The 13,533-nt window shown below is 72.9% G+C and carries 12 protein-coding genes; 7 read left to right on the top strand and 5 right to left on the bottom strand.

From position 1 onward, the window contains the following. Positions 1-45: 45 nt before the first annotated feature. Positions 46-372 (bottom strand): hypothetical protein, encoded by a 327-nt coding sequence (locus MFF30_RS03225; RefSeq protein ID WP_238276482.1) that lies wholly within the window; start codon positions 370-372, stop codon positions 46-48. A gap of 355 nt (positions 373-727) precedes the next feature. On the opposite strand from MFF30_RS03225, the gene MFF30_RS03220 reads away from it, so the two are divergent. The 3 genes from MFF30_RS03220 to MFF30_RS03210 all read left to right on the top strand — a co-directional run bounded on the left by MFF30_RS03220 (position 728) and on the right by MFF30_RS03210 (position 3,795). Further along, positions 728-2,647 (top strand): PAS domain-containing sensor histidine kinase, encoded by a 1,920-nt coding sequence (locus MFF30_RS03220; RefSeq protein WP_238276480.1) that lies wholly within the window; start codon positions 728-730, stop codon positions 2,645-2,647. 63 nt (positions 2,648-2,710) lie between these two features. Continuing rightward, positions 2,711-3,385 carry a peptidoglycan-binding domain-containing protein gene (locus MFF30_RS03215; RefSeq protein WP_238276478.1) on the top strand — a complete coding sequence of 225 codons (675 nt, stop codon included), beginning with the start codon at positions 2,711-2,713 and terminating at the stop codon, positions 3,383-3,385. A gap of 68 nt (positions 3,386-3,453) precedes the next feature. Beyond that, positions 3,454-3,795: a DUF1491 family protein gene (locus MFF30_RS03210; RefSeq protein ID WP_238276476.1), complete on the top strand. Its 342-nt coding sequence runs from the start codon at positions 3,454-3,456 to the stop codon at positions 3,793-3,795. A gap of 37 nt (positions 3,796-3,832) precedes the next feature. On the opposite strand, the gene MFF30_RS03205 is transcribed toward MFF30_RS03210, so the two are convergent. From MFF30_RS03205 to MFF30_RS03190, 4 genes are all read right to left on the bottom strand, one after another. After that, positions 3,833-4,960, bottom strand: a complete 1,128-nt coding sequence (locus MFF30_RS03205) for a DUF2336 domain-containing protein (protein WP_238276474.1) — start codon at positions 4,958-4,960, stop codon at positions 3,833-3,835. A gap of 169 nt (positions 4,961-5,129) precedes the next feature. Then, positions 5,130-6,782 (bottom strand): heme biosynthesis HemY N-terminal domain-containing protein, encoded by a 1,653-nt coding sequence (locus MFF30_RS03200; protein WP_238276472.1) that lies wholly within the window; start codon positions 6,780-6,782, stop codon positions 5,130-5,132. A gap of 138 nt (positions 6,783-6,920) precedes the next feature. Continuing rightward, complete coding sequence (locus MFF30_RS03195) at positions 6,921-9,143, bottom strand: hypothetical protein (protein WP_238276470.1); 2,223 nt, start codon at positions 9,141-9,143, stop codon at positions 6,921-6,923. Positions 9,144-9,279: 136 nt separating this feature from the next. Next, positions 9,280-10,002, bottom strand: coding sequence for a uroporphyrinogen-III synthase (locus MFF30_RS03190; protein ID WP_238276529.1), 723 nt, complete (start codon positions 10,000-10,002; stop codon positions 9,280-9,282). 145 nt (positions 10,003-10,147) lie between these two features. Between MFF30_RS03190 and tsaD the strand changes: the two genes are divergently transcribed. Genes tsaD through MFF30_RS03170 form a run of 4 tightly spaced genes read left to right on the top strand, consistent with a single transcriptional unit; the run spans position 10,148 to position 13,530 of the window. Continuing rightward, positions 10,148-11,191 carry a tRNA (adenosine(37)-N6)-threonylcarbamoyltransferase complex transferase subunit TsaD gene (gene tsaD, locus MFF30_RS03185; RefSeq protein ID WP_238276468.1) on the top strand — a complete coding sequence of 348 codons (1,044 nt, stop codon included), beginning with the start codon at positions 10,148-10,150 and terminating at the stop codon, positions 11,189-11,191. Further along, positions 11,184-12,062 carry a GNAT family N-acetyltransferase gene (locus MFF30_RS03180; RefSeq protein WP_238276466.1) on the top strand — a complete coding sequence of 293 codons (879 nt, stop codon included), beginning with the start codon at positions 11,184-11,186 and terminating at the stop codon, positions 12,060-12,062. Before tsaD ends, MFF30_RS03180 begins: the two co-directional genes overlap by 8 nt. Before the next feature lie 5 nt (positions 12,063-12,067). Continuing rightward, positions 12,068-13,069 (top strand): NAD(P)H-dependent glycerol-3-phosphate dehydrogenase, encoded by a 1,002-nt coding sequence (locus MFF30_RS03175; protein ID WP_238276464.1) that lies wholly within the window; start codon positions 12,068-12,070, stop codon positions 13,067-13,069. Next, on the top strand, positions 13,066-13,530 hold the full coding sequence (locus MFF30_RS03170) for an opioid growth factor receptor-related protein (RefSeq protein WP_238276462.1): 465 nt from the start codon (positions 13,066-13,068) through the stop codon (positions 13,528-13,530). Before MFF30_RS03175 ends, MFF30_RS03170 begins: the two co-directional genes overlap by 4 nt. The last annotated feature ends 3 nt before the right edge of the window (positions 13,531-13,533 follow it).

The following is a 13,533-nucleotide window of genomic DNA, read 5'->3' as shown; positions in this document are numbered from 1 at the left end:
GAACATCCGCTGGTTTCACTCCTGTGCCGCGGACGGATTTGCGCCCTAAGGGATCGAGCGCTCCCCGCGCTCGGCCACTCTAGCCCCATCCCGTCGGCTTTGCGCACCCCGCCAGGGCGGTTTCCGGTCGCTGTCCGAAAGGGTGTCGCGGGAGGACGGTGGCGGGCCGGCGACGCGCCGGATCACCTCGGCACCGCCCCCGTGCAGAACGTCGGCCCGCGCTTCCTCGGGCAGTGCCTCCCAGAGGTCGAGGGCGGCGGCCGCGACCTCGGCCCGGTCCGGGACCAGGGCCGGCGCGGCCGGACCCTGCCGTTGCAAGGCGAGCCAGGACAGGAAGCCGATAACCAGGGCGGCACGAAGGAAGAACGACATGGGTCCGGCCCCAGGGGTCTGGCCCGGACGGGGCCGGGACGACGCGGGAAGAAGCTTTCGGGCCGACCGGTAAAGGCTCCCTGACGGACGGAGGCCCAGGCCGCCGGTCGCCTGCCCCGAAGGCCCATATGGTAAATACAAGCTTATCTCGGACCCGCCGGACACTTCGTACGTGTTGCCCCGAAAACGACTGGGGCTCGGATCGACGATAGTTACATCCCGGAAAGCATGCGGCGACAATCGGATCGTCTTGCGAAAGACTCGCTTAAGTCGCCTCTGCGAAGTTGCCTTTCGTCGAGTTTCAGTCGAGCCAAGGGGCGTCGGAGCGGCCAGTCGAGCCACCTCCGCGCTGTGCGTGTCGGTATTGCGTATCTACGGTGCCCTGGCTTCTCTCATCGACGTGCGCCTCGCGGGGCTCGTCCATGAGTCCGTGATCGAAGAGAGCGGCGTTCGCTTCCGGCACGAGCGTTTCCTGGTCTCGCGCCTCGCGACCGGGCTCATCATGATGCTGGGCCTGCCGCCCTATCTGGTGCTTCGCGGAGTGCCGACCGGCATCGAGGCCCTGGCCATCGCGAGCCTGATGCTCCCGGTCTTTGCCGCCGTGCTCCTGTCGCGGACCGGCATCCTCTGGCTCGCCCATGCCATCTCCTCGGCCGGCCTCACCGGCGTGGTGGTCTGCCTCGCGTCGATGACCGGCGGAGCGCAGTCGGCGGCCGTGATCTGGCTCGTGGCGATTCCCCTCGAGGCGGTGGTCTCCGGCTCCCGGCGGGCGACCTTGGCGGCTGCGATCATCGCGGGAATCGGCGCACTCGCCGTCGCCCTCCTGCCGCCCCTCGGGGACGGCACGGCGCTCCCCGACTGGTCGCGCGCCCTGGCCATGCCGATCTTCGCCCTGACGGCCATCGGTCACATCGCCGCCCAGGCCTCGGAGCACTTCCGGCACGAGGGCCGCTGGCTGGCCCGCATGCGGGACAACGAGCGGCGCGACCGCATGCTGCTCTCGGCTATCGACGACCTCGTGACCTGGCACGACCACAACGGCCGCGTCATCGAGGCCAGCGCCTCGGCCGAGCGCTTCGTCGGCGCCGAGGCCGCCTGCCTGCAGGGCCATGGCCTGCTCGAGCGGGTGCATGTCGCCGACCGCCCGCTGCTGCTCCAGGCCCTCAGCGATGTCGCCGCCCACGGCAGTCCGGCCACCGTCCAGTTCCGCCTGCATCTCGACCCGTCCGCGATCCGGGCGCAGGGGGCCTCGCGGGTCATCTTCGCCGAGATGCGCATCCATCGGATCGACGAGGGCGCCGGCGCTCGTTCGGAGTCGAGCGTGGTCGCGGTCACCCGCGACGTCACCGAGCATCGCCGCCACGCGGCCGAGCTGGAGCAGGCGCGGGCCGAAGCGGAACGGGCCGACGAGGTGAAGAGCCGCTTCCTCGCCAATGTCAGCCATGAGCTGCGCACGCCGCTCAATGCCATCATCGGCTTCTCCGAGGTGCTGGCGGGGGAGGGTGGCCTGGCCACCGATGCCGGCCGGACGCGCGAATATGCCGGTATCATCCGGGAATCCGGCCAGCACCTGCTGGAAGTGGTCAACACGCTCCTCGACATGTCGCGGATCCAGAGCGGGCATTTCGACTACGCGCCCGAACCCGTCGACATGAGCGCCCTGGTGCACAGCTGCTGTGACCTGATGCAGCTCAAGTTCGATCAGGCCGGGATCATACTGGTGCGCGACGCCGGCCCCATGCCGGTGGAGATCACCGCCGACTCGCGCGCCTGCCGGCAGATGTTCATCAACCTCCTGTCCAACGCGCTGAAGTTCACGCCGCGCGGCGGCCGGGTGGAGATCGCCCTTCGCGGATCGAGCCAGCAGCTCGACCTCATCGTCGCCGATACCGGCATCGGCATCGGCGCGAAGGACCTGCCGCAGGTTGGCAATCCGTTCTACCAATGCGCCAGCGGCTATGCCCGCACCCACGAGGGGACCGGGCTCGGTCTGTCGGTGGTGCAGGGTTTGGCTGGCCTGCACGGCGGCGCCATCGCCATCGAGAGCACCTCCGGCGAAGGCACAACCGTGATCGTGACCCTGCCGCGCGAGTGCCGCCGGGCGGGCGGACCCGTGCCCCTCGCGCCGATCCAGACCCGTCTACGTCCCCCCGTGGTCGACGGACGCCTCGTCGCCCCCCCCGGCCTCGTGCCGATCCGCCGGCCGATGGGTCTGTTCGACGTCAGTCCCGAAACCGTTCGCGAGAGCTACGTCCCGATGCGGCGCGCCGGATGACGGTGCGCCGATATTCCCCTGGACGCGCCTGGCCGGTCCTGTTTCGAGTCCCAAGGAGTTGTGATGCGCGAGCCGCAAGCACGCCGCGACCAGCGTGAGATCGTCGTTCCCGCCCGGAGCCGCGAACCGCGCGGCGCGGCCCGCCGCCGCCCCGCCGCCGGGGCCTCGGGGCGGTTCGCCGTCCTCACGGCGACGGCTGCCGGCGCCGGCCGGGCCTTCCTGCGTCATCCCGGCGAGATCCTCGGCGTAGGCGTCGTGCTGGGCGCGGTCTCGCTGATCTGTCTGAACGCCCTCGGCTACCAGGCCGGCCGCCACCCCGCGCCGATCTTCCCGAAGCTTCCGCCACAGGCGCTCGCGGGCCGGATCCCGGAGAAGCCGAAGGCCGCCCCATCGGGAGCCGTGGCCGAGACCACGCCTTCCGCGATCGCGGAGACGCCGAAGGCCGACGCTTCGCGTCCCGGCCGCGACACGATCGGCGAACTGATCAAGGGTGCCGACCCGAAGGGCACCGAGACGACGGCCTCCGTCTCCACCACAGGCAACCTCTCGCTCGCGCAGGCGCAACGCGCCCTGGTCAAGCTCGGCTACGGGCCCCTTAAGGCGGACGGCCTGATGGGACCCGGCACCCGGGCGGCCCTGGAGAAGTTCGAACGCGACCGGAAGCTGCCGGTGAAGGGTGAGCCGACGCCCCGGACCTTGCGCGAACTCGCGGCCCGCGCCGGCGTCACGCGGGGCTGAGCCCCGCGCCCGTCATCCGGCGCCTGTCGGATGGGCGGCACGGCGGGGATGATGCTATAGGGCGGCCCATGGCACGCCTACGATCGGATTTCTGGGTTTCGGCCCATCTGCGCCGCCTCGGAATCGACGGCATCGCGGCCGTTCAGCGGCGGCGCGGGTCGCCCGAAGCCGGTGCGATCTTCGTGAAGGTCGACCGGCTCGACGGCAGCGCAGACCTCTTCGGCCCGGCGCCACAATCCCTGGTCGATACCGAGACCGACGGCGACCGGCGTTTCGTCGCCCTGCTCATGCAAGCCTCTCCGGCCGACGTGGAACTGCGCCTGACCAAGGAGCTGCGTTTCGACGCCGATCTCTGGATCGTCGAGATCGACGACCGCGCTGGGCGTCACTGTCTGGATCTGGCGGAGTAGGTCCGTTCAGGAGGTCTGGTGCCGACGCGCCGGTGGTTCAGGACGTTTGGCGCTGACGCGCCGGGAGAGGCGTGCGCAGGGACGGCCGCTCCATGCTCGCCGCCTGCATGCGCGGGCGCTGGGCGTCGGGGGCATGGTAGGGCTGATGCGCGCTCGCCGCAGCCGCGCGGTCCTGCGGCGTCCAGTCGAGAACCGCCGCGAGGATATCGCGCGCCGCCGCGCGGGGCAGGGTCCGGAACAGCTTCACGAGGTCGAAGACTCGGTCCACCGAGCGCGCCACGGTCTCGTTCAGGGTAAGGAAGATGTAGACCGCTTCCTCCTCGTGGAGGCCCGCAACCCGCAGAGCCACCGTCAGCAATTCGTAGCGCAGAGACGGGTCGGGCGTGGCCGCCAGGAAGCCCTTGGGCAGGCCGAGGAGATCCGTGAGGGCGGCGACGAAGCCGGCGATATCGCCGCGCGCCGAGAAGCCGGTGAGCACGGCCCCGGCCTCGCGCGGCGCGGGCGGCAGGGGCCGCAGGGCGGCTGTCGCCAGCATCGCGTGGCCGATGGCCTCGCGCCGGGTCTCGTCCGCGACGAGGAAGAGGGGTGCGACGTCGCCGTGCGCGAGGTCGGGTCGTTCGAGGAGGAGGCGCGCCAGGTCCGGGGCCTTGCGCGCGCGGGCCACGAGCCGGGCCAGTATCTCGCCCTGGAGGTTCACGGCGCGGTTGGCCACGAGCGCACGGTCGATTGCGGGCTCGTCGCGGGCGATCAGGTCCGCCAGAGTGGCGCGGTCGAGGTCGGGCCGCTGCGCGAGGGCGATGCCCACATCGGCGCCATCGGTGCGGGCCGCCGCGATCATGGCTTGCGTGAGGATCGGCGCGCCCGCGAGGACGGCATCGCGCGCCGCTCCGCCCCGGGCCGCGAGCGCGGCGAGCAGGGTAGGAGGCGTCTCCGGGAACGGCGCCAGCTTGCGCGCGACAATCTCGGCGGTCTCGTCGTCGACGATGGGAATGAGGCCGCCGGCGAGCGACGCGAAGGCCGAGATCGTCTTTCGGTCCCGGACCGAAGCCGACAGGAAGAGGTCCGTCTGCACCCGAAGGATGACCGGTTTGAGATCGAGATTGTCGAGGCGTGACAATTCGATCAGGCCGGAGAGGTCCGGCGCATCGTCGAGTGATGGGGACATGGCACTTCGGTTTACGCAGAACTCGCTGAAGCCAAGCTTTAGGCGAATTGCATGAACCGACCTTTAAGGACGGGGGCCCACCCCCGTCCCTTCCTGCGCCAGGGGCGCGAGCCCCTCGGCGGCGATGCGTCCTTCGGGATACGCGGAGAGCGTGGCGTATCCCGGCCTTTCAGCTTGCCCGACGGGGCTTGACGTCGTCCCCCGTGCGGGCCGGCGGGAACACCACGGGGCTCGGCGTACCAGAGGCGAGCGGACCTGCGGGGGGGGCGCTCACATCGGCCGCCGCCTGTGCCATACCCGCAGCTATGGGGGCGACACCGTTGGCCTTGGCCGGCTCGGCCTCGCCGGCCTTCGGGCCGTGGGAGGGCGCCTCGCTAGCCTTGGCAACCGTGGGAACCGGCACCGTCGGCGCCTTCACCTCGGGCTTCGGGGCTGCCTCGGGCTGCACGCCGGGGGCCGGGCCTGACGGGGCCAACTGCGCCGTTCCGGAGACCGGCGCGGCCTCGTCTTCCGCCCCGGTCGCATCCGGGCCGGCGAGAACTTCGGTCGGCGTCTTCCAGACGAAGGCGTCGAGGCGTCCGCTGACGGGCGAGACCGGAGCCCAGGTCTCGGAGGCGACGCCGTCCGCGATCCAGAGCGGGTCGCGGGGCGCGTGGGCCGCGCGGGCCAGCCATTCGCGGGCCCGGCCGGAGCCGGCGCCGTGCTCGGTCTCCTCCAAGCGCGCCATGGCGAGGCAGGCGCGCACCGTCGGACGGTCCGCCAGAAGCGGCGCGAGGGCTTCGCGGGCCTTGCCGAACTCCCGGGCCTCGTAGGCGGCCTGCGCCATCGCGAGGCGGGCTTCCGGGTGCCACGAGGAGATCTTCGCCAGCGTCTCGGCGCGAGCCATGCGGTCGCGCACGGAGTCGCCGGTGCGCAGGCTCACATAGGTCCTTGCGAGGTCCGGATGGGGCCCGGCACGCCAGGCCGTCTCGATGATTTTGGCCGCCTTGCGCAGGTCGCCGCGACGGACCATCAGCCGCGCGGCAAGCACTGCCGCCGGCACGAGGTCGGGAGCGAGCTTGATGGCCTTGAGGACGCGCTCGGTGGCGGCCTCGGGCTCGCCCGCCTCGCGCTCCTGGGCGGCGGCGGTGAGCAGTACCGCACGCTGGCGGCGGGCGGTGCCCTTCTCGATGAGTCCGATGGAGGCGCGGCGCTCCACGGTCTCGGTGGCGCCGCTCCAGTCGCCGTCGGCGCACTGTGCCTCCAGCACGGCTTCGTTCGCCCAGGTGACGCTGGGCGCCAGGCGGGCGGCTTCCGCCGCGTAGGCGCGGGCGGAGGCATCGTCCTCGCGGCGGCGCGCCTCGACGAAGAGGCCGCGCAGGCCGAGCACCCGGGTCTCGGGATCGTTGACCATGCGCTGGAACGCGTGTTCGGCCGCCTCGCGGTCGCCGGAGATCTGCGCGGCCTGAGCCTTCAGCAGCAGCGCCAGCGGCTCGGCGCCGAGCAGGCGCTCGGCGTCGTTGGCGTGGCGCCGGGCGGCCAGGGGATCGCCCGAGCCCACCGCCACCATGCCGCGGGACAGGGCGGAGAAGCCCTTGGCCCGGCGCCGCTCGCGCGAGCCGCGCACCAGGGTTTCCGGCAGGGTGATGAACCCGCGCACGATCGCCCAGACGAAGCCGAGGAGGATCGCCGCGATCAGGACCCCGATCAGGCCGAAGGCAAGGCTCGTCGCGACCTCGTAGCCGTTCCACACGATGGTGACGGTGCCGGGATGGTCAGCGATCCAGGTCGCGCCGTAGGCGGCGACGGCGAGGAGAGCTAGGAAGGCGAGGGCGCGCCACATGAGATCAGAAACTCCCGGGAGTGGCGTCGGCCGGTCCGGCGACACCGAGATTGGAGGGCGGAAGCGCTGGGCGCCGCCGCGCGAAATCCAGGGTGCCGCGCCCCGCCGCCGGATCGGGCGCGGGGCGCAGCCACCCGGTCAACGGGACGCGCCGGTGGCGGGCAGACCCTTGAAGGCGTCGGCGAGCAGGGCCTGCGCCGCGTCGCCGGCCGCGGCTCGTGAGCGCAGCTTCGTGCCGAACTCGCCGGCCTCCGCGCGGGCCGCCTCCGGCATCGCGGCGAACGCCTCGGCGGCCTCCTTGATCGCGCCGCGATCGAGGGCCTCCTGCACCTTCGGCGCCGTGTCGGGGGCCGGCGCGTTCGCGGCGCCCCCGTTGGCCGGTGCCTCGACGCGGCGGACCTGCACGATCGATTCCGCCATGCTCATCAGCTTGGTACCGATGTCGCCGCTCTCCGCCACGGCCTTGCTCTGGGCGGCCCGGCGGCTCGCCGCGATCTTCTCGGCGATCGGCCGGAACTCGGCCGCGAGGGAACGGGCTGTCGGCGCACCCTTGTCGGCGAAGGCCGCCACGGCCGTTAGGCGGGCCGGGTCGCCGGGCTCCAGGCCGCGCAGGGCGGCCAGGGCGTCGGCGTAGGGCGCGCCGGTGTTGAGGGCCGTGACGATCCGGTCGGCCGAGACCACCCGGAGAGCCGCCTGGACCGTTGCGGTCTCGGCCCGCTCGGAGACGGCCTTATCGAGGCCGGCGATCTTCTCGGCCTGGGCCTGGAGCTGGCGCTCCACCGCCTTGGCCGCCTCGGCCGCCTGGGTCTTGCTCGCGTCGGCGACCTTCTCGCTCGCCTGTGTCGCGGACTGGACCGCCTCCGTCGCGGCCTGGATGCGCGCCTCCAGGGACGATTGCAGCGCCGCCACCTTCTGGCTCACGGCCTGGGCCGCCTCGGCATTCGCCTTGGTCCGTGCCTCGACATCACCCTGGAGGGCCGCGATCTTCGGCGCGAGGTCGGGCACCTCGGTGGGCTTGGGGGCCGCGTCGATCTTGCCTTCGAGCGACTTCAGGCGCTCCTCGAGGGCGCTGACCTGGGCCGTGCTCGCGCCGGGCTGCGTCGCCGCCATCCGGGCGTCGCCGCCCTGGTCGCGGCCCGGCTCCTCCTGGAGCGCGGAGACGCGCTGATCGAGGGCGTCGAGGCGCGCGGTCAGGTCTGACGGGATCGCCGGAGCCGGGGCAGAGCCCTCGGCGGCGGGGGCGGCCGAGGCTCCAGCTTGGGCGGGGGTCGCGCTCGCCTTCTCCAAGGCTTCGCGCGCCTTCGACAGGGCCTCCGGCACGGCCTTCACGGCGGCCTCGTTGGCGGCGACACGCTTGTCGAGGCCCGCCACCGCGTCCTTCGGGGCAAGGGCGGCGATGCGCTGGTCGAGGGCGGCGAGACGGCCATCGTCGGCCTGATGCAGCAGGCCGCTGCGCTCCACGCCGAAGAGCAGGCCGGCGCCGATCACGCCGCCCAGGAGGCCGGCGGTGGCGAGGGAGCCGAAGCCAGGTCCGCGCGCTGCGGGTGGGGGCGTGGTGGCGGCTGCGGCGGGCGAAATCCGTGGCGTGGCGGAACCGGGCGGCTTGGCGCCGGCATCGCCCCCGGCTCCTGGCTTGGCAGCCTCCGCGGCCTTCGGGTCGGACGCACGCACATCACCGGGCTTGATCTCGCCGGGCTTCGTCTCGCTCGGCTTGGCGTCGCTCGGCTTGGCGTCCGTGGTCTTGCCGGACATGGTAGAGCCGACGCCGGCCGCAGCCGCAGCCCCCGGCTTGGCGGGCGGAACGAAATCGGGCAGGCGCTTGGCCTTCAGGTCGATGATCGGACCGTCGGTCACGGAACCCGCCGGGCGCGCGCCGCTCTGGGGGCCGCCGAAGGCACCGGTTCGCGTCGCCTCAGGCTTGGCGTCCGCAGCCTTGGCGTCCGCAGCCTTGGGGGCTTCGCCCTTGGGCGCATCGGGCTTCGTCATTTCCGGCTTCAGGGCATCCGGCTTGAGGGTGTCCGACTTGGCAGCCCCAATGCCCGCGTCAGCCTTTGGTTCGGACTTGCCCAATTCGGGTTTGCTGCCTTCGATCGGGCCCGGCCCGCTCTTGAGCGGATCGCTCTTCGGCGCCTCCGCCTTGACCGCGCCGGGCGTCGTCGCCTCCGGCCTGAGGAGGTCGGCCCTGGCGGCTTCCGTCTTCACCGGATCGGTCTTCACGCCGTCCTGGCTGGCGCCGGGGGCCTGCGTGTCGGTCTTCGTGTCGCTCTTGCCGCTCGCGGCGACGGGTGGTGTGCCGGGCTTGCCCGGCTGGCTGCCGGTGGGAGTTCCCGGACGGTTGGCGTCGCTGTTGGGTGGTTTCACGGTTCAAGGCTCCCTTCCCGACCTGCCGCTCGGCCTCGCCCCGTGCGGCGCGTCCGGCGCCCGGTGGGTCGAGGCTGACGGCGCAGCTTCTTTTGCTCGTCCTAGCACCAGGGGCGCCGCCGGAGCGAGACCCTTGTCAGATTCCTGACGGTTTCGATGCCGCCAATCCGGCGAGGAGCATTTCCTCGTCGGGTCGTTCGGCCACAAAATGGACCGCGACCCCGGCAGCGACCAGGGGCACGGCTACATCCGCCGACAAGCAGTAATGCGTCAGGGCTCGGAAGGCTCCGCCGAGGCCGTGGGTCCCCGCGAGATCGTGTGCCGCCGCGGCACTGCGACGGGAATAGTGCAGGGCGGCGTCGAGGGCGCGCGCACCGAGGGCGTCCAGCAGCGCGTCCGGAAGGCTCGGGGCGATGCGCGTCGCGTAGAGTTCACTCACGCTGAGCGCGTATCCGGCCTCCGCCAGCGCGGCGGCGGGCTCGGCCTTGCGCTCGGCACCGGCGGCATGGAGCAGGGTGGACCCTCGCGGCAAGGAGGCCGCGACGAGGGCGGCGAGCGCGCGCGCTTCACCCCCCGCGATGCGGACATCCCTCAGGCCGGCGGCCCGCGCGGCGGCGCCCGTGCGGGCCCCCACGGTGAATGTGGGGACGTCGCGAAACCGGGCGCGCTCGTCCGGGCGCAAGGCGGCCACGCCGTTCGTGCTGGTCAGGATCAGCCCCGCGAAGTGCCCCGCCGGCAGGCGTTCACCCGTTTCCGCCACGGCGAGGACCGGGGCGACGAGGGGACGATGACCCAGGTCGCGAAGGCGGATGGCGGTGCGCGAGGCTCCCGGTTCCGGCCGCGCCACCCAGATCCGCATGTTGTCCCGCGCTCCCTCGCAATCTCCGCCCATCCATGCCGGTTCACCGCCGCGAGGCAAGCCGTCCGTTGCCGGGATGGGGGCGGGGCGGCTAGGGTGACGGGGACACAGCCCGTCTCCCGCCTCCCGGAATGATCCGCCGTCCATGAACGTCCTCGGCATCGAAACCACCTGCGACGAGACCGCCGCCGCCGTCGTCGCACCGGGCGAGAACGGCCGGGGCCGCATCCTGTCCAACGAGGTGCTAAGCCAGATCGCCGAGCACGCGGCCTATGGCGGCGTCGTTCCCGAGATCGCCGCCCGCGCCCATGTTGAGGTGCTCGATCGCCTGATCGATCGGGCGGTCTCCGGCGCCGGCCTGACCCTGGCGCAGGTCGACGGCATCGCGGTGGCGGCCGGGCCGGGCCTGATCGGGGGCGTACTCATCGGCCTCGTCACCGCCAAGACCCTGGCGCTGGTGACGCGCAAGCCCCTCATTGCCGTCAACCACCTGGAGGCGCACGCGCTGACGGCCCGGCTCACCGACGGCATCGGGTTTCCCTACCTGCTCCTCCTCGCCTCGGGGGGGCACACCCAGCTCGTCGCGGTGAAGGGTGTCGGCGACTATGTCCGCCTCGGCACCACCATCGACGACGCCATCGGCGAGGCCTTCGACAAGGTCGCCAAGCTCCTGGGCCTCGGCTATCCGGGCGGCCCCGAGGTGGAGCGCATGGCCGAGACGGGCGATCCCGAGCGTTTCGCCCTGCCGCGTCCGATGCTGGGGCGGCGCGAGGCCAACTTCTCCCTGTCCGGCCTGAAGACCGCCCTTCGGATCGAGGCGGAGAAGCTGGCCCCGCTTTCCACCGCCGACGTTGCCGACCTCTGCGCCAGCTTCCAGGCGGCGGTGGTCGACGTCGTTGTCGACCGCCTGCGCGTGGCGATGCGCGATTTCGCTACCGTGGCCGGGCACCCGACCGCCCTAGTGGCGGCGGGCGGCGTCGCGGCCAACGGCGCGATCCGGCGGGCGCTGACCACACAGGCCGGCGAGGCCGGCCTCGCCTTCGTGGCGCCGCCCCTGGCCCTCTGCGGCGACAACGGCGCGATGATCGCCTGGGCGGGCATCGAGCGCCTGCGCCTCGGCCTGGTTGACGACCTCACGGCCCCGGCCCGGGCCCGCTGGCCCTTCGCGGAGCCGGCCGCGATTGCCTGAGGCTGAGCGAGGGCGCTGGCGCGACCTCGTGGAGCGCCGCCTGCCGGAGGCCGCGCGACCCGACTGGCCGGTGCGGCTCGACCACTGCTTCGCCCGCATTCTCCTCGACAACACCTGCGGCGCGCCCTGGCGCGAAACCGTCGCGGCACCCGCCTGGGCGAACCTGTCGCCGGATCAGCTCGCCTGCGCCATCGGCCTCGGCGAGGCGGTGCTCGCCGGGCAGGCCGACCTCGCTGCCCTGAACCGGCGCTCGCTGGCCCTGCGGGGCAAGCTCCGGGCTTCCGCCCAGGCCGCACCGCCGGAGCGTCTGGGTGACGGGGACTGCGTGCTGCGTCGCTGGCGGCCGGACGATGCCGATAGCCTCGCGGCCCTCAACGCCGATCCGGAGGTCATGCGCCATTTCCCGGCGATCCGGGACGCGGATGCGAGCCGGGCCGAGGCGCGGGCCTGCGAGCGGCGCTTCGCGGTGGACGGCTTCGGCCCCTGGGCGGTCGAGGCGGCCGGGCTGGGTTTTGCCGGCCTGGTCGGTGGTGCGCGCCTGATGCGGGTCATGCCCTTCGCGGGCGGGGAGCGGCCCGGCGAATCCGTCGAGATCGTCTGGCGCCTCGCCCGCGCGGCCTGGGGCCGAGGCATTGCCACGCGGGCGGCCCAACGCGCCCTCGGCGATCTGTTCGGCCGCTGCGGCCTCACAGAGGTGATCGCCCTCACGGCGGAGGTCAACGCGCCCTCGCGCCGGGTGATGGAGCGCCTCGGCATGCGCGCCGCGGAGCGCTTTTCGCATCCGGCCCTGCCGTCGGGGCATCCCCTGCGGGCGCATCTCCTGTATCGTCTGTCCGCGGAATCCTACGCAAGCGAGAGGTCTGGCGCGTGACCAGCATGAGCAGTCCGGCCACGCGAATCGGGGTCGTCGGCGGAGGCGCCTGGGGCACGGCGCTCGCCAACGCGGCGGCGGCGGCCGGGCACGACGTCATCCTCTGGCTGCGTGACGGGGCGTCGGCCGAGCGCCTGGAGAGGACGCGCGAGAACGCGCGCTACCTCCCCGGCGTGCCGCTCCACCGCCGCATCACCGCGACCGCCGAGGCCGGTGCCCTGACGGCGGCCGGCACCCTGCTGATGGTGGTCCCGGCCCAGACCCTGCGGGGCGTGCTCGGTGATCTCGCGCCCGCCTTCGCGCCGGGGGCGGCCATTGTGCTCTGCGCCAAGGGAATCGAGAGCGGCAGCGACGCCTTCATGAGCGAGGTCGCCGGGGAGAGGCTGGGCCCTTCGGCGCCCGTGGCGGTGCTGTCCGGGCCGAGCTTCGCGGCCGATGTCGCCCGCAACCTGCCCACCGCCGTCACGCTCGCGGCGGCCGATGCGGGGCTCGCCGCTCGCCTCGCCACCACCCTCTCGGGCCCGGCCCTGCGGGTCTATCACACCGACGACGTGCGGGGCGTCGAGATCGGGGGAGCCGGAAAGAACGTGCTCGCCATCGCGTCGGGCATCGTGGCCGGGCGCGGCCTCGGCGAGAGCGCGCGCGCCGCCCTGATCGCCCGGGCCTTCGCCGAACTCATGCGCTTCGCCCGCGCCTATGGCGGGCGGCCCGAGACCCTGATGGGGCTGTCGGGCCTCGGCGACCTGGTGCTGACCGCCTCCTCGCCGCAATCGCGCAACTTCGCCTTCGGCCAGCGCCTCGGGGCCGGCGCCTCGCCGGAGGAGGCCGCCGGCGGCAAGCTCGCGGAGGGCGCCTTCACGGCCGCCGCCCTGGTGGACCTCGCGCGGGCCCGGGGCGTCGAGATGCCGGTGGCGGAAGCGGTGGCTTCCATCGTGTCCGGCGGCGCCAGCGTCGATTCGGTCGTCGCCGCCCTGCTGGCCCGGCCCCTGAGGGGGGAGGCCGAATGAGCCAGTACCCGATCCAGGCCTTCCTCGCAGGTACCGGCCGCGACGGGGCCGGGCGTGTCCTCAAGGACATCCTCGCGTATGACGACCCCCATATCGAGGGCGTGCACGACTTCATCCAGTGGTGCTTCCCCCTGCACGAGGCGAGCCTCGCGGTGCCGGGCGCGCCGGTCCTGTCCCGCGCCGAGGCCGAGGCGATCCGGTCCGATCCCGCCGCCCTCTCGGGCCTGCGCGCTGCGCTCGGACGGATGACCCGCTTCTACGCCGAGACCGACGGCTGGCTGCGTGCCTACGACCACAACCACCTGCGCATCACCCGCATCCTCTCCGCTCTGTCCGACTTCCTCGGACCGGAGCCGGCCGCCGAGTTTCACGCCTTCGTCACGGCGCGCAACGCCAAGGCCGGCGGACCGGTCAACGCCACGAGCTTGCGCTACTGGAATTCCGCGCTTCGCGGGGCCTGACGG

Origin of the sequence: Methylobacterium goesingense, from assembly GCF_022179225.1 — a bacterium.
Lineage (GTDB): Bacteria > Pseudomonadota > Alphaproteobacteria > Rhizobiales > Beijerinckiaceae > Methylobacterium > Methylobacterium goesingense.
This window is presented reverse-complemented; position numbering and strand designations above follow the sequence as displayed.